The following is a 17251-nucleotide window of genomic DNA, read 5'->3' on the forward strand; positions in this document are numbered from 1 at the left end:
GCTCCCGACCCGCCGCCGTGTTGGCGCACGGACGTCGGACGCCGCCCTGTTGGCGCTCACGCTCGTAGCCTGCGGACCTGAACAGTCGGCTCCGCCCGAAGCCGCGCCATCCCTGAGCGCTGCATCCACCCCGGCCCGGATCAACGACTTCCCGTTCTGTGGCGGCGTCCTCAAGCCCGGCGCGGCGCTGGCCTTCTTCCAGCGTCTCGAACGGGCTCTGGACAGCGGCGAGCCCGTCCCGATGCGCTTCTATGACGAGGCCGTGGGCATCCGGTCCGGGGGGCGCTACCTGACCTTCCACCGTGACGATTTCCGCCCCGGCGCCCGCGCCCTGCTCTCGAACGCCGAGTGGCGCGAGATCGCGGATCGGGGATTCGTGGACCTTCAGGACATCGGCTGGCGGGGCTGCATGCTCGGGGACGGCAAGGCCGGGTTCCAGTCGACCGCTGACGGCGAACTGGCCCTCCGCAGCTTTGACAAGGATCGGGCCTGGTCTAGCCTTCGCCCATGACCCGCAAGACGCCGAAATCCCCGCAGGAGAAGAAGGCGCTCAGCTACGCCAACGATTGCCGCAACATCTACGGTGAGAGCGACAAGGCGTCCCGCAAGGCGATCCCGGCCCGCAAGGCGACCGAGAACCGCAACAGCCGCCGCAAGGCCGTCCAGGCGCTGGGCGGGGTCGAGGCTCTGGACGAGGCGGGGCTGGACGTGGTCGAGAGCTCGCTGAAGCACGACGTCGAACGCGTCGGGGGCTGGAGGAAGGGGGCTGACGCGCCCCTGTCCGAGTTCCTCGACGTGCAGGCCAAGCGCCGCTCATGGCGCGATCTGCCGCCGTCACGGACCCGCGACCCCAAGGACGCCTAACGCGTCATCCACGGCTTGGACTTGCCCGCCGCGATGCGGGCCGCCTGCTCGCGCTGAAACTTGCCGCCGCGCGGGGGTTGGGGCTTGGCGGCGATCTTCGCCTGCTTCAGGCGCAGGGCCTTCTGGGCCGGGGTCTCGTCGGCGGGAACAGGGGCGGGCGCGTCGTCGGGCTGGTCGGTCATGAGCGATCTGTAGCACAGAAGGGGTGACGGGTTCTGATCCGCGCGGCCCGCCCCATGGACAGCACCCGGGGCTTGCCTTCAACTGGCCGGGACGAGGGAGACAGACCGATGACGGGATTCATGATGCCGGGCCTTGCCGCGCTGGCGGGGGTCGTCCTGGGCGGCGGCGCCGCGCAGGAGGCGGACGATGTCCAGACCTTCGGGGCCTGGGAGGTCCGCCATTTCCATAACCGGAGCGGGCCGTCGTACGAGCACGGCGCCCGGGCGTCCCTGTTGACGCGCGACGGCTTCATCAGCGTGGAGTGCCGGCGGCAGGGGGAGGCGACCCTTCTGGTGGGCTGGCAACCCAACGCCCGGCTGGGCGGGCTGAACGACTATGAGCCGCGCGAGGTGACGGTGCGCTGGGACCGCGGGCCGGCCTCGGTGGAGCCCTGGGAGGCCTTCGTCGGCGGGGCCTGGAAACGCGACGACGCCTACGCCCGGGCCTTCGCTGACCGGCTGGGCGCGTCGAGCGCGGTGACGCTGGCGACGGCGGATGAGCGCGGCCGGCGCCAGGAGCGCACCTACCGCCTCGGCCCGGCCGCCGACACACAGGCCGCCATGGCGCGGGTGCAGGAAGACTGCAGGCGCGGCTGGCACCAGGATCCGGGCAACGAAAAACGCCCGGTCATCGCTGACCGGGCGTCTTGAAAATCGTCAGGCGATCAAGTGCTTACTTGATTTTGCCTTCCTTGAACTCGACGTGCTTCTTCACGACCGGGTCGTACTTCTTCACGACCATCTTCTCGGTCATGGTGCGGGCGTTCTTCTTGGTGACGTAGAAGAAGCCGGTGTCGGCGGTCGAGTTCAGGCGGATTTTGATCGAGGCGGGCTTGGCCATCGGAGAAATTACCTTTGCGGACGGCGAAAGCCGCGGAAATGAGAGGCGCGGAACATACTCAGGCGCGGCCGGAAGTCAACGGGCGTGACGCCGCATTGAGCGGAAGTCGTCCGCGGGCCACCGTGGCGGCATGAAAACCCTGATCCTCACGGCCTTCGCGCTCGCCGCCGCCTCTACCACGCCCGCCCTCGCGCAGGAGCCGGCGCACCCGCAGGACGCCTTCCTGGCCCGCCTGAACGCCCTGTGCGGGCAGAGATTCGAGGGCCGGGTGGTCTCGACCGACGCCGCGGACGACTCTTTCCGGAGCCAGAAGCTGGTCATGCATGTGCGCGACTGCTCTGCGGACGAGGTCGGCATTCCCTTCGCGGTGGGCGAGGACCGGTCGCGCCGCTGGGTCATCACCCGCACCGCCGAAGGCCTGCGGCTCAAGCATGACCATCGCGACCCACAGGGCGAGATTCATGGCTGGCACATGTACGGCGGCGACACCGCCGAGGCCGGCACGGCCTCGCGCCAACAGTTCCCGGTGGATCAGGAGTCGATCGACCAGTTCAACGCCGGCGGGGCGCAGGTCTCGACCACCAACATCTGGGCCATTGAGGTCCATCCCGAGCGGATGTTCGCCTATGAGCTCAGTCGGCCGGGCGGTCGCTTCTTCCGGGTGGAGTTCGATCTGACCAGGCCGCTGGCGGACTAGAGGGCTGTCCAGCCCCTGATCGGGCGGACCGTCGCGCAGGCGGGCGTGCCGTCCTTGCCCCGACCGGGCAGGACGACCTCCAGCAGGGCGCCCGCGCGGCCCCGGTCCAGCAGGGCGGGCGGGATGTCGTGGATGTCGATCTTGGCCCGGCGGCTCCACTCCGAGGCGTGGTCGCCCGCCGAGGTCCCGATGCGGATGTAGACGAAACGCCTTTCCTTGCCCTCGCGGCGGACGAAGGGACCGAGAAAGCGCCCGTCATCGGCCAGCCGGAGGGGGACGTCGAATGACAGGGGCGCGTCTGTCGCCGTGACCGGCTCATGCGGGGCGTCGTCCAGCTGCAGGCTGTAGCGGACCCCGGGGACCGGATCGGCGATGGTCAGGCGCAGGGTGACGGGGGTGTCGGCCATCAGCGCGCGTCGCGCCAGGCCTTGAGCATCGCTTCGGCCTGTTCCAGCCGGCGGAAGACGTCGTCCGCGTCGCCGGTCACGCAGCCGGCGTCGAAGTTGAGGGACTCCTCCGCCCCGCCCGCGCCTGTCCAGATAACGCTGCCGTAGGCCCCGTCGGATATGGCCCGTTGGCACCGGAACGGTACGCCTTCGTAGGGGGCGAACACGGCGCGGAAGGCGTCAAACTGCTCAGGCGTGACAGGGAAGGCGACGGTCTCGCCCTCGCGGTTGATGTAGCGGGCTTCGCCGCCGCGGGGCACGGTCCACTCGACCAGCCGGTTGCCCCAGGATTTCCAGATCAAGGTCATGCTGTCCGGGCCGGATCGCGTCTGCGCGGCGGCGGGCTGGGCGATGAGGCAGGCCGCGAGCGCGGCGGCGACCAGGGCGAAACGGTGCATGGAACAGTCCTCCGGTTCCCAAGGAAGCCCGGACCGCGCTCCGAGGCAACCTTCGCCGCTCCCGGATCAGATGCCGTCAGTCCTGATGCTCGACCACATGCCGCCCGCGCACCATGCGAACGAAGGGCAGGGGACGGTTCTGGTGGGTCAGACGCTCGGCGATCTCGCCCAGCACGAAGCGGGTGATGGCGGGCAGGTCCTGCGCGCGGGCCTCGTCCAGCGGCAGCCAGGCGATCTCGTCCAGTTCGCCCGAGCCCGCGGTCGGCTCGGGGTGCAGCAGGGCCGAGGCGTCGGCCATGAAGAAGCGGGCGTCGAAGCGGCGCGTGCGGCCCGGCGGGGTGATGGCCCGCGCCACATAGGACAGGGCCGCCAGATCGGGCAGGGCGCCGACGGCCCGGAACTCGCGCCAGCCGCCGGCGACCGAGGCGACCGGGGCGGGCTCGGCCAGAAGCAGGCCGGTCTCCTCATAGGTCTCACGGACGGCGGCGAGGGCCAGGGCGCGGCCCCGGCTGCGGGTCACCTCGCGCGCCAGCCGTCCGGCGTCGGCGGGCGACAGGTCGGTGGCGAAGGCGGCGAAGGCGTCCGATCGCTCGACCTTGCCGCCCGGGAAGACCCATTTCGAGGCCATGAAGACATGCCCCGGCGCCCGGCGGCCCATCAGCACTTCGGGGCCGGTCGCGCCTTTCCGGGTCAGGATCAGGGTGGCGGCGTCCTTCGGGCGCTGGCGAGCGCCGGTGCGCGGCGCGTCCTTCAGGTCCTGGGCGGCGTCGAAAGGCTGGATCACCGCCGCTTGCCCTTGCGCACGCCCTTCAGCCCGCCGGAGGGCTTCTTGCCGTTGCGGGGCTTGTTGCCCAGACCCGAGCGCTTCGGATAACCGCCGTCCTTGGCGCCCCGCGCCCGCATGCCCAGACGGGCCGAGGGCGCGTTGGGATCGCGCGGGCCGGGCTCGCTGAGCATTTCGAACAGCAGGCCGCCGGTGACCGGGGTGGCTTCGCGCAGCTTGACCTCGACCGTCCGGCCGAGGGTCCAGCGCAGGCCCGAGCGTTCGCCGACGAGGGCGTGGCTGCGGTCGTCGTGGGTGAAATACTCATTGCCCAGCGTCGAGACTGGCACCAGGCCGTCCGCGCCCGTCTCGTCCAGCCGGATGAACAGGCCGAAGCGGGTCACGCCGGTGATGCGGCCGGTGAAGGTCGCGCCGACGCGATCCTCAAGGAAGGCGGCGATGTAGCGGTCCATGGCGTCGCGCTCGGCGGCCATGGAGCGGCGCTCGGTCATGACGACGTGCTCGGCGATGGCCGGCAGTTCGGCGATCTCGCGATCCGTCAGCCCGTCCTTGCCGAGGCCCAGTGCGCGGATCAGGCCGCGGTGGACGATCAGGTCCGAGTAGCGGCGGATCGGCGAGGTGAAGTGGGCGTAGCGGTCCAGGTTCAGGCCGAAGTGGCCGACGTTCTCGGGGCTGTAGATGGCCTGCATCTGGGTGCGCAGGACCACCTCATTGACCACCTCGGCGTGCTCGCCCTCGCGGGTCTCGTCCAGCAGCTTGTTGAAGCGTTTGGTCGTGGCCGGTTCGCCCTTGGTCCAGGGCTTGCCGATGGTGCCCAGGAAGTCGGCCAGGTTGAACAGCTTCTCCTGACTGGGCGCATCGTGGACGCGGTACAGCAGCGGGACCTTCTTCTGTTCCAGCGTCTCGGCGGCGCAGACGTTGGCCTGGATCATCATTTCCTCGATCAGCCGGTGGGCTTCGAGGGAGACGCGCGGTTCGATGGACGTGATCTCGCCGTCGGTCATGCGGATGCGGCGCTCGGCGCTCTCGATCTGCAGCGGGCTGCGCTTCAGGCGGCCCTTCAGCATGGTGCGGTAGGCGTTCCACAGCGGATAGAGGATGGCCTCCATGATCGGGCCGGTGGTCTCGTCCGGGGCGCCGTCGATGGCCGCCTGCGCCTGCTCGTAGGAGAGCTTGGCGTGCGACCGCATCAGGCCGCGCACAAACCTATGTCCAACCTTGCGGCCGTCCTTGTCGAAGACCATGCGCACAGCCATGGTCGCGCGGTTCTCGCCTTCCTTCAGGCTGCACAGGCCGTTCGACAGCCGTTCGGCCAGCATGGGTTCGACGCGGTCGGGGAAGTAGGTGGAGTTGCCCTTCTCCCGCGCCTCGCGGTCCAGCGCCGTGCCGGGGCGGACGTAGGCGGCGACATCGGCGATGGCGACCCAGACGATCCAGCCGCCGGGGTTCTTCGGATCCTCATCCTTCTGCGCGTAGACGGCGTCGTCGTGGTCGCGGGCGTCGGCCGGGTCGATGGTGATCAGGGGGATGTCGCGCAGGTCCTCGCGGCCCTTCAGTGACGGCAGCTCCTGGTCCCCGGCCTCCTGCTCCACCGCCTCGGAGAAGCCGGTGGGCACGCCGTGCGAGTGGATCGCGATCAGGGAGGCGGCGCGGGCGTCATCCTCGCGGCCGATGGTCTCCAGGATCTTGCCGCGCTTGGGCCCATAGCGCTGGGCGCCCTTCTCGATGGCGGCCAGCACCAGATCGCCGTCCTTCAGCCCTTCGGACTGGGCGTGAGGGACCAGCAGCACATCCTTGGAGCGGCGGTCGACCGGCTCGACCCGGACCTCGCGGTTCGACTTGCGGATGACGCCGAGGACGCGGGTTCGCTCGCTGTCGAGTTTCTTGACCAGCCGGGCTTCCCAGCCTTCGGCGCCCTTGCTGAACTTGACCAGCAGGCGGTCGCCCATGCCGGGGGCGGGGCCGGTGCGGCCCGAGTTGTCGGGCATCAGCAGGGCGCGCGGGGCGTCCTCGGACGCCTCGACCAGGCGCACGTACATTTCGCCGTCCACGTCGCGTTCGACCACATCGGCCACGCCGACGGGGGGAAGGGCGCCGGACGGGCTGAAGCCCTTCCTGCCCCGCTTGCCCAGTTCGCCGTCGGCTTCCAGTTCGCGGATCATTTCGCGCAGGGCGCGGCGATCGCCGCCCTTCAGACCGAAGTGGCGGGCGATATCGGTCTTCTCGGCCGAACCCGCGTCACGCAGGAAGGCGAGGAGGGTCTGTTTGTCGGGGAGGCCGGCGGGCGGCCTCTTGGGGGTGTTTTTCATCTAGTCTTTCAGGTCGCCGGGCGCGTCGGCCCCGGCGGGATTGATACAGGGTACGCCCAACAGGTCGGCGGCGCGCGCCATGCCCCTGTCGAGCGTGAGAATTGTTGCGCCGACGCGTTGGGCCGCGGCGATGTGGATGGCGTCGGGTGCGCGGAGCGTGACGCCGGGAAGGCGGATGAAGGCGGTGGCGTCGGCGATATCGGTCGGGGTGATCTCCGACTTTTCGCCGACGCCGAGCGTCCATGTATCAAGATCGCGATAGAGGCGTTCCATCTCGTCGCCAGCCCATCTGCCGACCCGACCGTCACGGGCCAGGACGGCGGAACTCTCGGCAATCGCGAAGTCGCTGATGACGATACTGGCTTCCGGGCTGCGGACGATGCGGTCGACAGCCAGACTGGCGGCTTCGTCTCCCACGACAGCAAGGACAGCGCTGGCGTCGATGTAGAAAATCACTCCGGATCGCCGTCGCGCATGGCCCTGATCAGTTCAGCCGCCGGCGCGGAAAGCGGTGGGCGAGCCTGACGTCGTTTGACGAACTCATCGTACCAGGCCTGCCACTCCGGTCCCTTGTCACGGGGACTTGGAACGCTGGCGGGTCGCAACTCGGCGACGGGCTTGCCATGACGGGTGATGATGACGGTTTCACCATCCTCGACCCGCTCCAGCAGGTGGGTGAACTTGTTCCTGGCTTCCGCGACGCCGTAGTCAGCCATCGGCCCATCTCCAATTCTGGCCAGAAATATAGCCATAAATCCTTTCTCTCGCCAGTCGGGTTGTTCCGACCGGGGCGCGCGCCTAGCTTCCGGCGCTGGCCTCAATGGAGTCTCTGATGCCCCTCGCTGCGCAGCCGGTCCTGTCCGGTCCCGTCGGTTCCGCCCTCACGCTCATCGGCCGGACGCCGATGGTCGAGGTGAAGAATATCGACACGGGGCCCTGCCGGCTGTTCCTGAAGCTGGAGAGCCAGAACCCGGGCGGGTCGATCAAGGATCGCATCGCGGTGTCGATGATCGAGGCGGCGGAGCGCGAGGGCTTCCTGAAGCCCGGCGGGACCATCGTCGAGGCGACAGCGGGAAACACCGGACTGGCCCTGACCCTGGTCGGTCAGGCCAAGGGCTATAAGGTGCTTCTGGTCATCCCGGACAAGATGTCGAAGGAAAAAATCCAGCATCTCAGGGCGATGGGCGCTGATGTTCGCCTGACGCGTTCGGACGTGCCGCATGGGCACCCCGAATATTACACCGACATGGCCGAGCGGCTGGCGCAGCAGATTCCGGGCGGCTTCTACGTCAACCAGTTCGCCAATGACGCCAACTCCGAGGCCCATGTGAAGACCACGGGACCGGAGATCTGGGAGCAGTTGGACGGGAATGTGGATGCGCTGGTGGCCGGCATCGGCTCGGGCGGCACCATCACGGGCACGGCGCGCTATCTGAAGTCGGTCGGCTCGACGGCGCAGATCATTCTGGCGGACCCGGTCGGCTCGACGCTGGCGGGGATCGTCAACGAGGGCGTGCCGTCGCCGGAGGGCAGCTACACGGTCGAGGGGATCGGCCAGAATTTCGTGCCGGACACCGCCGACATGAGCCTGATCGACAAGGCCTATTCGATCCCCGACGCCGAGGCCGTCGCGACCGTGCGCGAACTGCTGCTGAAGGAAGGCATCCTCGCCGGCTCCTCGTCGGGCACCCTGATCGCCTCCGCCCTGCGCTGGTGCCGGGAACAGACCGAACCGAAGACCTGCGTGACCTTCGTCTGCGACACGGGGGCGAAGTATCTGTCCAAGGTCTACAACGACGCCTGGCTGGCCGATCAGGGGCTCGGCGAGCGCGAGCTGCACGGCGACCTGTCCGATCTGATCACCCGCAAATACGCCCGGGGCGACATGGTGGTGATCGGGCCGGACGACACCCTCGACACCGCCTTCAAGCGCATGAAGGGGTCGGACGTGTCGCAACTGCCCGTCATCGATGACGGCCGCCTGGTCGGCATCCTGGACGAGAGCGATCTGGTCCACGTCATGAATACCGACGAGATCACCCGCAAGGAGCGCTTCGCCAAGCCGGTGAGGTCGGCCATGACCCGCGATCTGGACACTGTGCAGGTCTCCGAGCCGCTGGACGCGCTGATTCCGCTGTTCGACCGGGACCGGGTCGCCATCGTGCTGGACGGGGAGACCTTCGTCGGCCTGATCACGCGGACCGACCTGATCAACCACCTCAGCCTGAACCGGTAGCGGTCGCCGGATGGACCGCAGGGGCCTGATCGTCGGCAGCGGTGCATTGCTGACGCTGGCCGCGCGGCCGGGAGTCGCGCAGGAGCCGGCGGCGGCGCCTGCGCCGACCTATGAGGGCGTCACCTTCGAAAGTCATCGCAAGCCGATCCGCGCCATCCAGTATCGTCCGGCCGGCGACGGGCGGCGGGCCGCGATCGTGATGATGCACGGGGCGGGCGGGCGGATCACCAACCGCGGGCCCTGGCACGAACTGGCGCTGCGGTTCGCGGCAGACGGCTATCAGGTGCTGACGCCCTTGTTCACCGATGCCTTCCCGGACGACGGCGTCCGGCCCGAGCGGATGATGGAGGCGTGGCGCGATGTCGGCGAGGATGCGATCGACCGCTATATCGCCGCAGGCGTGGATCGCCGCCGCACCGCCATGTTCGGCTATTCGCTGGGCGCCTATGTCGCGGTGGACGGCGCGCTGGGCAACAGCCGGGCGGCCGCCGCCATCGGTCTGGCGGGCGGCGTCGACGTCTACAGGCCCCGCCCGCCCCGGCGGCGCGCGCCCGTCATGATCATTCGCGCGGAGAACGACACTCACGTGCTGCCGCGCAACACCGCCCTCTGGATCGAATTCCTGCGTGACCGCGGGATCAATGTCCGCGAGGAAATTCTGCATGGCGCGGGCCATGTGTTCACGCCGTCGCAATGGCTCGACATCTTCGAGCGTTCGGCGGCCTTCTACGGCGGCAACATCGGCCGCATCGACCAGGACGTCTCATGAGTTCGCTGAAGAACAGCCAGGGTTTCTCCACCCGCGCCATCCACGCCGGCCAGCGGCCCGACCCGACGACGGGCGCGGTGATGACCCCCATCTACGCCACCTCGACCTACGCCCAGGAAAGCCCGGGCGTGAACAAGGGCTATGAGTACGCCCGCGGCAAGAACCCGACGCGCGAGGCCTTCGAGGCCTGTCTGGCGGACCTTGAAGGCGGGGTGCAGGGCTTCGGCTTCGCCTCGGGCATGGCGGCGACCTCGACGGCGCTGGAGCTGCTGGACGCGGGCTCGCACATCGTCACCGGCGACGACCTGTACGGCGGCTCCTGGCGGCTGTTCGAGCGGGTGCGCCGCCGGTCGATGGGGCTGGACTTCAGCTATGTCGACTTCAGCGACCTGAACGCGGTCGAGGCGGCCATCACGCCGAAAACGAAGATGATCTGGGCCGAGACGCCCACCAATCCGCTGATGAAGCTGGCCGACATCGCCGGTCTGTCGAAGATCGCGAAGGCGCACGGCCTGCTGCTGGTGGTCGACAACACCTTCGCCACCCCGTTCAGCCAGCAGCCGCTGAAGCTGGGCGCGGACGTGGTCATGCACTCGGCCACCAAATATCTGAACGGCCACTCCGACATCATCGGCGGGGCGCTGGTGACCGGGAGCCCGGACCTCGCGAAGGAGATCAAATTCCTCCAGAACTCCGTGGGCGGGGTGATGGGGCCGTTCGACGCCTTCCTGGCCAACCGGGGCCTCAAGACGCTGGGCCTGCGCATGAAGGCGCACAATGAGAACGCGCTGGAGATCGCCCGCTGGCTTGAGACGCGCAAGGGCATCTCCCGGGTCATCTATCCGGGCCTGATCAGCCACCCGCAGCACAGCCTCGCCGCCACCCAGATGAACGGCCGCTACGGCGGCATGGTCACCGCCATCATCGACGGCGATCTGGCGCGCACCAAACAGGTGCTGGAGCGGGTTCAGGTCTTCACCCTGGCGGAGTCGCTGGGCGGGGTCGAAAGTCTGGTGAACCACCCGGCCATCATGACCCACGCCAGTGTGCCGAAAGAGGTGCGTGAGGCGGGCGGTGTGACCGACAACCTGATCCGCCTGTCGGTGGGCGTCGAGGACATCGACGACCTGATCGCCGATCTCGATCAGGCGCTGGGGGGATGAGGGAAGAGACACAGTTCTCTTTCCTCGACGGCGCCGAGGCCTTCAGCCGTTGGTTCGGGATTGATGCTCCGTACTTCCACGACGCCGAGGTCGAAAGCCTGACTTTGACCCATCGCGGTGAGTCCCGGCTTTCGATCCGCACCTTCCGCATGACCCCAGAGGTGGATGCTGCGGGCTACTTCGTGCTCGAGAAGCACTGCCTGCTGACCTTCATCCTGCAGGACGTGTTCGAGGTCGACCTTGATGCCTTCGATGAGGGGGCGATCCTCATGGGGCTGACGGTCCTGCGGCATGAGCAGGGTATGACGCTCGATCTGGACCCGGTCATCGGTGTTGGCGGCAGGATCAGCGCGAGGGGCTGCCGTGTGGAATATCTGCCGCGAGAGACGGTCGCCTGACGGCCGGGGGGGCTTCGTGCAGCCCCGTAAACGAAAAACGGCGGCGGAGCCCGAGGCCCCGCCGCCGTTCAAAATCAGGCGTCGATCAGAACCGACGCGTGACCTCAGCCTTCGGTCTTCAGTTGACCAGCCGATTCCTTGCCCGAGCGACGGTCGCGCTCGAGTTCGTAGGAAACCTTCTGGTTTTCATCCAGGCCGCGCAGGCCGGCCGCTTCCACGGCCGAGATGTGGACGAAGACGTCCTTGCCGCCGTCGTCCGGCTGGATGAAGCCGTAGCCCTTGGTCGAGTTGAACCACTTAACGGTGCCGGTAGCCATTTGAGACCTCCTTCTGGCATTGGCCCCAGGCAGGAGCGCCTGAAGCCTGTCGGGTCTGAATGGGAGCGGCAGGACCTCGGGCGAAAGCAGAGGGGGCGTTTCGCAAAGAGAGATCGACAGACGCCTTTTGAGCGTTCGCCGGGGCGAAAGCAAGGCGCGCCGTTACTCGACCGCTTCGGCGCCGCTCGGCGGGACGTAGTTCTCGCGACACAGCTTGCGCAGGTCCGCGCTCAGCCGTGGGCCGTACAGGGCGTCCTGGATGCGGTCATAGCCTTCCGACGACAGGGCCTGCTTGATGTCGCTCACGGTGCGACAGCGACCCTCGCGCGCCAGCTGGTAGGCGCGTTCCAGGGTGGTCGGTCTCAGGGAAGTCATACCCCTATATGGGGGCGGAAATCCGGATTTCTAGAAGGTGAAGCTTATTCCGGCGACAACGGCGTCGGCGTACTGCGGATTATTCGGGTCGGCGTCGGTGTCATAGTACCGGACCTCCGCCTCGATATTGCGGGTCAGGGCGTAGCTGAAGCCCGCGTTCCAGCCGGTGTAGTCGATGCTGTTGTCCTGCTCGCGCCGGCCGATTTCGGCGGTGGCGGTCAGCCTGTCCGAGAAGTCCCAGCCGCCGCGGACGGCGACCCAGGTCCAGGCCTCGGTCGAGCCGGTGCTGTCGGGCGAATGCTGCAGGCGCAGGCGCGCGCTGGCCGGACCGATCGAGCGTTTGACGTCGGCGGTGAACTCCCACGCGTCATCGTCCGCGCCCGGATTGGCGTCGACGTGCCATTTGTGCTCGGCCTTCAGGTCGAGGTCGAAACCGGCCAGCTGCGGCCGCATGCCCACGGCGAGGGCGACCTCGAGGTCTGATCCGGTCGAGGCCTTGATCGTCTCGAAGGCGGGCGTGACGTAGAAGAGGCCGCTCTCACTCTCCCACTCGGCCTCGCCCCAGACGTAGGCGTCTCCCTGGGTCTTGGAGGCGTCCTTGGAACGGTTGTCGGTCGCTCCGCCGAACGAGAAGGACCAGTTTCCGTAGGCCGGGGCGGCGTCCTGCGCCTGCGCGGCGCCGACGAGCAGGAGCGAGGCCGCGAGGGCGGACGTCAGTGTGCGGATCATGGTGCCTCCAGACGCGCAATCGCGTCGGAGGTTCCCTAGACGAATGCGGTCTGTTTGGCGAACCGTTCCGTGGCCTGAGCGAATTCCTGTCGCAGGCGCCCGACCAGTTGACCGGCCGGCAGGATGTCGTGGATGGCCCCCGCGCCCTGACCGGCGGACCAGACGGTCTTCCAGGCCTTGGCCTCATCGGCCATGTCCAGCTTGTGCTCGGGCAGGGTCTTGGGATCGATGCCGTTCTCGAGCAGCGACTTGATCATGAAGTTGGCCGGGATGCCCGACACCGCCGGGGTGTGGACGATGTCCGCCGAGCCGGAGTCGATGATCATGTCCTTGTAGTGCTGCTGGGCCGAGCTTTCGGTCGTGTTGATGAAGCGCGTGCCCATGTAGGCGAAGTCGGCGCCCATCATCAGGGCGGCGGCGACGTCTGACCCGGTCGACAGGCACCCCGACAGGATGATGGTCCCGTCGAAGAAGCCGCGCACCTCTTCCACCAGGGCGAACGGATTGACGATGCCCGCGTGGCCGCCGGCCCCGTTGGCGACCAGGATCAGGCCGTCGACGCCCGCTTCCGCCGCCTTGCGGGCGTGGCGGACGTTGGCGATGTCGTGGAAAACCAGACCGCCGTAGCCGTGCACCGCATCGACCACGTCCCGCACGGCGCCCAGCGAGGTGATGATCAGCGGCACCTTCTCCTCGACCGAGACCATCATGTCGGCCATCAGGCGCGGGTTGGTCGGGTGCACGATGTGGTTCACGCCGAAGGCGGCGGCGTCGGGGTTCAGCCGGCCCTTGATCTCGTGCAGCCACTCCCGATAGCCCTCGGTGGTGCGCTGGTTGAGCGAGGGGAAGGTGCCGATGGCCCCCGCGTTGCAGGTTTCGACCACCAGATCCGGTCCGGAGACCAGGAACATGGGCGCCGCGATCACGGGCAGCTTGAGACCTTTTTGAAGCGAAGCCGGAATGGCCATGGCGTTTCCCCGGGTTGTCTTTCGCTACGGATAGCGGGGGGACGCAGGGGAAGGCAAATGGGAAAGGCGGTCAGTCGCCCGACGGGGCGGGGATGGGGACGATCTCCTTGATGACGACGGGCGCCCCCGGGTCGGCGGGCGCGGCCGGTCCGGTTTCGATCGGCTCTACCGGGGAGAGGAAGACGATGGTGAATCGGGCCTCGGAAGGCACGGCGACGCCGTTCTCGGTGCGAGGCCTGACGCGAGAGCGCCGCGCCGCGTCCAGGGCGGCCCGGCCGAAACCTTGCTCCGCGGGGGTTTCCTCCATGATCTCGCAGTCGGTCAGGGCGCCGTTTTCTCCGGCGGTGCAGCGCAGGTTGACCCTGCCCGAGGTGATCCCGTTGGCCATGGCCCTACTGGGGAAGTCGGGCGCCGCCCGGTGGACCCAGGCGAGGTCGGTGACGACGGGCGGGTGAGTGTACTCCACGCTTCCCTGCGGCGCAGGCGAACCGGACGGGGGCGACGGGACGGACTGACCCGCCTGCGCCTGCGTTGCGTCGGCCGCCGTCAGGGCGAGCAGCCCTGCAGCGAGGGTCAGCCCGGCCCTTTGAAAACGTCCGCGCATGCCTCTATGTCCCCCGACAAATCATTTCCTCCCTCATGCCCCGGCCCTCCGGGGACAGGCAAGCCGAAACCCATGACCACCGACACCTCGGGCCTGCACCAGCTGGGCCAGCAGATCGCCGCTCCGGACAGCCCGGAAACCGCCGTGCTGGAGCGGGTGCCGAACCCGCATGCGGACACCCTCTACCTCGCGCGCTTCACGGCGCCGGAGTTCACCAGCCTGTGCCCTGTCACCGGCCAGCCGGACTTCGCCCACATCGTCATCGACTATGCGCCGGGCGACTGGCTGGTCGAGTCGAAGAGCCTGAAGCTCTACCTGACCAGCTTCCGCAACCACGGCGCCTTCCACGAGGACTGCACTGTGGCCATCGGCAAGCGGCTGGCCGACCTGCTGCAGCCGAAATGGCTCCGCATCGGCGGCTACTGGTACCCGCGCGGCGGCATCCCCATCGACGTCTTCTGGCAGACCGGCCCGGCCCCGGAAGGGCTGTGGCTGCCGGACCAGGGCGTGCCGACCTATCGCGGGCGGGGGTGAGGGCTGATCAGCCGCCCGCCAGCGCCCGGATCGCGACGTAGACGGCGGTGACCAGGATCAGGCCGGCGAACAGGCGGCGGCCGAGGGCGGCGTTGGCGCCCAGGCGGTGCGAGATCGGAAGGCCGGCCAGGGTTCCGGCGACGCCACCGACGGTCATCGCCGCCACCAGCGGCCAGGAGATCAGGCCGGACAGGCTGTAGTTCACGGCCGTCGAGGCGCCGAAGGCCGCGACGCTGACCAGCGACGACGCCTGGGCGAGGGCCAGGGTCATTCCGGTGGCGCCCATCAGGCCCGGAACGATCAGGAAGCCGCCGCCGATGCCGAAGAAGCCCGCGGCCGCGCCCACGCCCGCGCCGGACAGGGCCACCCGCGGCGCCATGGCCGGGTTCAGCCGCACCGTGGCCTCGCCCTCCGACTTCGGCCGCCGGAACATGGCCAGGGCGACCACGGCCATGGCGAGGGCGAAGAAAAGCAACAACTGGTGGCCGTCGATCCGCTTGGCGAGGCTTGAGCCCAGCCAGGCGCCTGTGGCCCCGAACGCGGCGAAGGTGAGGGCGCAGGGCCAGCGGACCCGCCCGGCGCGGGCCTGGCCGACCAGGGCGGTCAGGGCGTTGAGCGAGACGCCGGCCGCCGAGACGCCGATGGCGACGTGGGGGTCGGCGACGCCCACGACATAGAGCAGCAGGGGCACGGCCAGCACCGACCCGCCGCCGCCGAACACCGTCAGCAGCAGGGCGACCAGTCCGCCGCTCATCGCGGCCAGCAGCAGGGTCGGCGCGTCCATGGTCAGGCCGCCTTCGCCGCGCGGTTCCAGGGCGCGAGCGCCAGAACCCGAGCCATGCCGCAGAAGCCGGTCAGGCCGGCGAAGAACAGTCCGGCGCCCACGAAGGCGCTCAGGCCCCAGAAGGCCGGATGAACCAGCAGGCCCAGGGCCGCGCCGGTCAGGATCAGGCCGCCGGCGGCCATCTGGACCTGCCGCATCAGTTCGATCGGCTTGCGGGTGTCGAGCCGGGTGGGCAGACCGGCCTTCTTCCAGGCCTCCAGACCGCCGTCCAGCACATAGGCGGGGCCGTCCACGCGGGCGGCCAGCCGGTCGCAGTTCACGCCGGTCCGGTTACCGGTCCGGCACATGAAGACGACGTCCTGTTGCGCGTGGATCGACAGGTCGGCGGCCTCGAAAGCCGAGAGCGGGGCGGGGGCGGCGCCCTTGATGTGCTCGCGGGCGAACTCGTCGGTCTCGCGGATGTCGACCAGGCGGATCGCGCCGCTCTTCAGGCGGTCGGCGACGTCGCGGGGGGACAGGGGGGTGAGGGGGGCGGTCATGGGCGGTCCTTTCAGGGCAGGGGCGGACAGAAGATCTCGGCCAGGACGGCGATGACCTTCAGGGCCGCGGGGTCGGCGATGCGGTAGAAGACGGCCACGCCCTCGCGACGGGCGGATACCAGCCCGTCGTCGCGCAGGCGCGCCAGATGCTGGGACAGGGCGGACTGGGACAGGCCGACCCGCTCCAGCAGTTCGGACACCTGAAGCTCCCCCTCGCCGAGCTGGCAGAGGATCATCAGGCGGTGTTCGTTGGACAGGGCCTTCAGCAGGTCCGACGCCTGGCTGGCGCTGGCCTGGAACCGGTCAAGTCCGAGGGTCTGGATATCGATCATGTCGCCAATATATTCGCTATTGCTAATTTAGCAACTACTAATATGTTGATCGTCAAAGGAGGCCCTCATGAGCCAGATGTCCCATCCCGATGTCGTCGGCGTTTTCGACCCGGCGACCCACACCATCAGCTATGTCGTCTCGGACCCGGCCACGGGCGCGGCGGCGATCATCGATCCCGTGCTGGACTTCGATCCGGCGGCGGCCCGGACCTCGACCGGTTCGGTCGAACGATTGCTGGAGATCGTCGCCACCGGCGGTCTGCGACTGGAGCATGTGCTGGAAACCCATGCCCACGCCGATCACCTGACCGGCGCCCACGAGATCCGTGAACGCACGGGCGCGCCGGTCAGTATCGGGGCGCAGATCACCCGGGTGCAGAAGACCTTCGGCGACCTGTTCGAGGCGGCGGATGTCCGACCGGACGCCTCGGCCTTTGACCGGACATGGGCCGACGGCGACCGCTTCCGTCTGGGCGGGCTGGAGGTCGAGGTCCTGCATACCCCAGGCCATACCCCGGCCTGCGTCAGCTACCGGATCGGGGACGCCGTCTTCGTGGGCGATACCCTGTTCATGCCGGATTTCGGCACGGCGCGATGCGACTTCCCCGGCGGGGATGCGCGGACCCTGTACCGGTCGGTGCAACGCCTGCTGGCCCTGCCGGATGACACCCGCATGTTCGTGGGTCACGACTACCTGCCCAAGGGGCGGGACGCCTTCGCCTGGGAAACCACGGTCGCAGCCCAGAAGGCCGGCAATATCCACGTCGGCGGCGGGCGGTCCGAGGCGGAGTTCGTGGCCATGCGCGAGGCCCGGGACGCGACCCTGGCCGCGCCCCAGCTGATCCTGCCGTCCCTGCAGATCAACATCCGGGCGGGCGCCCTGCCGCCGGCGGAGCCGTCCGGCCGCCGCTTCCTGAAGACGCCGCTGAACGCCCTCTGAAGC

The 17251-nt window shown here is 68.7% G+C and carries 26 protein-coding genes; 10 read left to right on the forward strand and 16 right to left on the reverse strand.

The features are described 5' to 3' along the window. The first annotated feature begins 49 nt into the window (after positions 1 to 49). A complete protein-coding gene (locus tag ACLQ7T_RS04275) occupies positions 50 to 511 on the forward strand; it encodes a hypothetical protein (protein WP_420478301.1) in 462 nt (153 codons plus the stop codon). Beyond that, positions 508 to 864: a hypothetical protein gene (locus ACLQ7T_RS04280; RefSeq protein ID WP_420478302.1), complete on the forward strand. Its 357-nt coding sequence runs from the start codon at positions 508 to 510 to the stop codon at positions 862 to 864. The genes ACLQ7T_RS04275 and ACLQ7T_RS04280 overlap by 4 nt, the downstream gene beginning before the upstream one ends. On the opposite strand, the gene ACLQ7T_RS04285 is transcribed toward ACLQ7T_RS04280, so the two are convergent. After that, positions 861 to 1046 carry a hypothetical protein gene (locus tag ACLQ7T_RS04285; protein ID WP_420478303.1) on the reverse strand — a complete coding sequence of 62 codons (186 nt, stop codon included), beginning with the start codon at positions 1044 to 1046 and terminating at the stop codon, positions 861 to 863. The genes ACLQ7T_RS04280 and ACLQ7T_RS04285 overlap by 4 nt on opposite strands. A gap of 108 nt (positions 1047 to 1154) precedes the next feature. Between ACLQ7T_RS04285 and ACLQ7T_RS04290 the strand changes: the two genes are divergently transcribed. Next, the gene (locus tag ACLQ7T_RS04290) at positions 1155 to 1736 is read left to right on the forward strand and encodes a hypothetical protein (protein WP_420478304.1); all 582 of its coding nucleotides are present in this window, start codon (positions 1155 to 1157) and stop codon (positions 1734 to 1736) included. 22 nt (positions 1737 to 1758) lie between these two features. Here ACLQ7T_RS04290 and rpmG read toward each other — a convergent pair whose 3' ends face one another. Continuing rightward, positions 1759 to 1926 (reverse strand): 50S ribosomal protein L33, encoded by a 168-nt coding sequence (gene rpmG / locus ACLQ7T_RS04295; protein WP_029417689.1) that lies wholly within the window; start codon positions 1924 to 1926, stop codon positions 1759 to 1761. A 130-nt stretch (positions 1927 to 2056) separates the two neighbouring features. On the opposite strand from rpmG, the gene ACLQ7T_RS04300 reads away from it, so the two are divergent. After that, positions 2057 to 2623 (forward strand): hypothetical protein, encoded by a 567-nt coding sequence (locus ACLQ7T_RS04300; RefSeq protein WP_420478305.1) that lies wholly within the window; start codon positions 2057 to 2059, stop codon positions 2621 to 2623. Here ACLQ7T_RS04300 and ACLQ7T_RS04305 read toward each other — a convergent pair. From ACLQ7T_RS04305 to ACLQ7T_RS04330, 6 genes are all read right to left on the reverse strand, one after another. Beyond that, a complete protein-coding gene (locus tag ACLQ7T_RS04305) occupies positions 2620 to 3030 on the reverse strand; it encodes a DUF5990 family protein (protein ID WP_420478306.1) in 411 nt (136 codons plus the stop codon). The genes ACLQ7T_RS04300 and ACLQ7T_RS04305 overlap by 4 nt on opposite strands. Beyond that, positions 3030 to 3467, reverse strand: coding sequence for a hypothetical protein (locus tag ACLQ7T_RS04310; protein WP_420471709.1), 438 nt, complete (start codon positions 3465 to 3467; stop codon positions 3030 to 3032). Before ACLQ7T_RS04310 ends, ACLQ7T_RS04305 begins: the two co-directional genes overlap by 1 nt. A gap of 76 nt (positions 3468 to 3543) precedes the next feature. Beyond that, positions 3544 to 4248: an NUDIX hydrolase gene (locus ACLQ7T_RS04315; RefSeq protein WP_420478340.1), complete on the reverse strand. Its 705-nt coding sequence runs from the start codon at positions 4246 to 4248 to the stop codon at positions 3544 to 3546. Continuing rightward, entirely contained in the window at positions 4248 to 6560 is a 2313-nt protein-coding gene (gene rnr, locus ACLQ7T_RS04320; protein ID WP_420478307.1) for a ribonuclease R, read from the reverse strand. The genes ACLQ7T_RS04315 and rnr overlap by 1 nt, the downstream gene beginning before the upstream one ends. After that, complete coding sequence (locus ACLQ7T_RS04325; protein ID WP_420478308.1) at positions 6561 to 7016, reverse strand: type II toxin-antitoxin system VapC family toxin; 456 nt, start codon at positions 7014 to 7016, stop codon at positions 6561 to 6563. Then, positions 7013 to 7276: a type II toxin-antitoxin system Phd/YefM family antitoxin gene (locus tag ACLQ7T_RS04330; RefSeq protein ID WP_420478309.1), complete on the reverse strand. Its 264-nt coding sequence runs from the start codon at positions 7274 to 7276 to the stop codon at positions 7013 to 7015. Before ACLQ7T_RS04330 ends, ACLQ7T_RS04325 begins: the two co-directional genes overlap by 4 nt. A gap of 116 nt (positions 7277 to 7392) precedes the next feature. On the opposite strand from ACLQ7T_RS04330, the gene ACLQ7T_RS04335 reads away from it, so the two are divergent. Genes ACLQ7T_RS04335 through ACLQ7T_RS04350 form a run of 4 tightly spaced genes read left to right on the forward strand, consistent with a single transcriptional unit; the run spans position 7393 to position 11126 of the window. Beyond that, positions 7393 to 8796 (forward strand): pyridoxal-phosphate dependent enzyme, encoded by a 1404-nt coding sequence (locus ACLQ7T_RS04335; protein ID WP_420478310.1) that lies wholly within the window; start codon positions 7393 to 7395, stop codon positions 8794 to 8796. Between the two features lie 10 nt (positions 8797 to 8806). Continuing rightward, complete coding sequence (locus ACLQ7T_RS04340; RefSeq protein ID WP_420478311.1) at positions 8807 to 9565, forward strand: dienelactone hydrolase family protein; 759 nt, start codon at positions 8807 to 8809, stop codon at positions 9563 to 9565. Next, entirely contained in the window at positions 9562 to 10728 is a 1167-nt protein-coding gene (locus ACLQ7T_RS04345) for a cystathionine gamma-synthase (RefSeq protein WP_420478312.1), read from the forward strand. The genes ACLQ7T_RS04340 and ACLQ7T_RS04345 overlap by 4 nt, the downstream gene beginning before the upstream one ends. Beyond that, positions 10725 to 11126 carry a hypothetical protein gene (locus ACLQ7T_RS04350; protein ID WP_420471700.1) on the forward strand — a complete coding sequence of 134 codons (402 nt, stop codon included), beginning with the start codon at positions 10725 to 10727 and terminating at the stop codon, positions 11124 to 11126. Before ACLQ7T_RS04345 ends, ACLQ7T_RS04350 begins: the two co-directional genes overlap by 4 nt. Positions 11127 to 11230: 104 nt before the next feature. On the opposite strand, the gene ACLQ7T_RS04355 is transcribed toward ACLQ7T_RS04350, so the two are convergent. From ACLQ7T_RS04355 to ACLQ7T_RS04375, 5 genes are all read right to left on the reverse strand, one after another. Beyond that, complete coding sequence (locus tag ACLQ7T_RS04355) at positions 11231 to 11443, reverse strand: cold-shock protein (RefSeq protein WP_141626345.1); 213 nt, start codon at positions 11441 to 11443, stop codon at positions 11231 to 11233. Positions 11444 to 11605: 162 nt separating this feature from the next. Beyond that, complete coding sequence (locus ACLQ7T_RS04360) at positions 11606 to 11818, reverse strand: hypothetical protein (RefSeq protein ID WP_420478313.1); 213 nt, start codon at positions 11816 to 11818, stop codon at positions 11606 to 11608. 30 nt (positions 11819 to 11848) lie between these two features. Further along, positions 11849 to 12547 carry a TorF family putative porin gene (locus tag ACLQ7T_RS04365; RefSeq protein WP_420471698.1) on the reverse strand — a complete coding sequence of 233 codons (699 nt, stop codon included), beginning with the start codon at positions 12545 to 12547 and terminating at the stop codon, positions 11849 to 11851. A 35-nt stretch (positions 12548 to 12582) separates the two neighbouring features. Beyond that, positions 12583 to 13515, reverse strand: coding sequence for an NAD(P)H-dependent flavin oxidoreductase (locus ACLQ7T_RS04370; RefSeq protein WP_420478314.1), 933 nt, complete (start codon positions 13513 to 13515; stop codon positions 12583 to 12585). Between the two features lie 70 nt (positions 13516 to 13585). After that, on the reverse strand, positions 13586 to 14119 hold the full coding sequence (locus ACLQ7T_RS04375; RefSeq protein WP_420478315.1) for an energy transducer TonB: 534 nt from the start codon (positions 14117 to 14119) through the stop codon (positions 13586 to 13588). Positions 14120 to 14191: 72 nt separating this feature from the next. On the opposite strand from ACLQ7T_RS04375, the gene queF reads away from it, so the two are divergent. Next, positions 14192 to 14653: a preQ(1) synthase gene (gene queF / locus ACLQ7T_RS04380; protein ID WP_331047196.1), complete on the forward strand. Its 462-nt coding sequence runs from the start codon at positions 14192 to 14194 to the stop codon at positions 14651 to 14653. A gap of 7 nt (positions 14654 to 14660) precedes the next feature. On the opposite strand, the gene ACLQ7T_RS04385 is transcribed toward queF, so the two are convergent. The 3 genes from ACLQ7T_RS04385 to ACLQ7T_RS04395 are packed head-to-tail and all read right to left on the reverse strand — an operon-like array spanning position 14661 to position 16308. After that, on the reverse strand, positions 14661 to 15437 hold the full coding sequence (locus ACLQ7T_RS04385) for a sulfite exporter TauE/SafE family protein (protein ID WP_420478316.1): 777 nt from the start codon (positions 15435 to 15437) through the stop codon (positions 14661 to 14663). Positions 15438 to 15439: 2 nt separating this feature from the next. After that, on the reverse strand, positions 15440 to 15976 hold the full coding sequence (locus tag ACLQ7T_RS04390; protein ID WP_420471694.1) for a rhodanese family protein: 537 nt from the start codon (positions 15974 to 15976) through the stop codon (positions 15440 to 15442). Positions 15977 to 15987: 11 nt separating this feature from the next. Then, positions 15988 to 16308: an ArsR/SmtB family transcription factor gene (locus tag ACLQ7T_RS04395; protein WP_420478317.1), complete on the reverse strand. Its 321-nt coding sequence runs from the start codon at positions 16306 to 16308 to the stop codon at positions 15988 to 15990. A gap of 67 nt (positions 16309 to 16375) precedes the next feature. On the opposite strand from ACLQ7T_RS04395, the gene ACLQ7T_RS04400 reads away from it, so the two are divergent. Next, complete coding sequence (locus ACLQ7T_RS04400; protein WP_420478318.1) at positions 16376 to 17248, forward strand: MBL fold metallo-hydrolase; 873 nt, start codon at positions 16376 to 16378, stop codon at positions 17246 to 17248. The last annotated feature ends 3 nt before the right edge of the window (positions 17249 to 17251 follow it).

This window comes from Brevundimonas sediminis, assembly GCF_048799765.1.
Lineage (GTDB): Bacteria > Pseudomonadota > Alphaproteobacteria > Caulobacterales > Caulobacteraceae > Brevundimonas.

Coding starts and splice junctions, on each gene's coding strand:
- rpmG (WP_029417689.1), bottom strand. CDS start 1,926: ATGGCCAAGCCCGCCTCGATCAAAATCCGCCTGAACTCGACCGCCGAC.
- ACLQ7T_RS04350 (WP_420471700.1), top strand. CDS start 10,725: ATGAGGGAAGAGACACAGTTCTCTTTCCTCGACGGCGCCGAGGCCTTC.
- ACLQ7T_RS04385 (WP_420478316.1), bottom strand. CDS start 15,437: ATGGACGCGCCGACCCTGCTGCTGGCCGCGATGAGCGGCGGACTGGTC.
- ACLQ7T_RS04285 (WP_420478303.1), bottom strand. CDS start 1,046: ATGACCGACCAGCCCGACGACGCGCCCGCCCCTGTTCCCGCCGACGAG.
- queF (WP_331047196.1), top strand. CDS start 14,192: ATGACCACCGACACCTCGGGCCTGCACCAGCTGGGCCAGCAGATCGCC.
- ACLQ7T_RS04310 (WP_420471709.1), bottom strand. CDS start 3,467: ATGCACCGTTTCGCCCTGGTCGCCGCCGCGCTCGCGGCCTGCCTCATC.
- ACLQ7T_RS04355 (WP_141626345.1), bottom strand. CDS start 11,443: ATGGCTACCGGCACCGTTAAGTGGTTCAACTCGACCAAGGGCTACGGC.
- ACLQ7T_RS04365 (WP_420471698.1), bottom strand. CDS start 12,547: ATGATCCGCACACTGACGTCCGCCCTCGCGGCCTCGCTCCTGCTCGTC.
- ACLQ7T_RS04290 (WP_420478304.1), top strand. CDS start 1,155: ATGACGGGATTCATGATGCCGGGCCTTGCCGCGCTGGCGGGGGTCGTC.
- rnr (WP_420478307.1), bottom strand. CDS start 6,560: ATGAAAAACACCCCCAAGAGGCCGCCCGCCGGCCTCCCCGACAAACAG.
- ACLQ7T_RS04330 (WP_420478309.1), bottom strand. CDS start 7,276: ATGGCTGACTACGGCGTCGCGGAAGCCAGGAACAAGTTCACCCACCTG.
- ACLQ7T_RS04375 (WP_420478315.1), bottom strand. CDS start 14,119: ATGCGCGGACGTTTTCAAAGGGCCGGGCTGACCCTCGCTGCAGGGCTG.
- ACLQ7T_RS04345 (WP_420478312.1), top strand. CDS start 9,562: ATGAGTTCGCTGAAGAACAGCCAGGGTTTCTCCACCCGCGCCATCCAC.
- ACLQ7T_RS04280 (WP_420478302.1), top strand. CDS start 508: ATGACCCGCAAGACGCCGAAATCCCCGCAGGAGAAGAAGGCGCTCAGC.
- ACLQ7T_RS04305 (WP_420478306.1), bottom strand. CDS start 3,030: ATGGCCGACACCCCCGTCACCCTGCGCCTGACCATCGCCGATCCGGTC.
- ACLQ7T_RS04390 (WP_420471694.1), bottom strand. CDS start 15,976: ATGACCGCCCCCCTCACCCCCCTGTCCCCCCGCGACGTCGCCGACCGC.
- ACLQ7T_RS04400 (WP_420478318.1), top strand. CDS start 16,376: ATGAGCCAGATGTCCCATCCCGATGTCGTCGGCGTTTTCGACCCGGCG.
- ACLQ7T_RS04395 (WP_420478317.1), bottom strand. CDS start 16,308: ATGATCGATATCCAGACCCTCGGACTTGACCGGTTCCAGGCCAGCGCC.
- ACLQ7T_RS04300 (WP_420478305.1), top strand. CDS start 2,057: ATGAAAACCCTGATCCTCACGGCCTTCGCGCTCGCCGCCGCCTCTACC.
- ACLQ7T_RS04335 (WP_420478310.1), top strand. CDS start 7,393: ATGCCCCTCGCTGCGCAGCCGGTCCTGTCCGGTCCCGTCGGTTCCGCC.
- ACLQ7T_RS04360 (WP_420478313.1), bottom strand. CDS start 11,818: ATGACTTCCCTGAGACCGACCACCCTGGAACGCGCCTACCAGCTGGCG.
- ACLQ7T_RS04340 (WP_420478311.1), top strand. CDS start 8,807: ATGGACCGCAGGGGCCTGATCGTCGGCAGCGGTGCATTGCTGACGCTG.
- ACLQ7T_RS04370 (WP_420478314.1), bottom strand. CDS start 13,515: ATGGCCATTCCGGCTTCGCTTCAAAAAGGTCTCAAGCTGCCCGTGATC.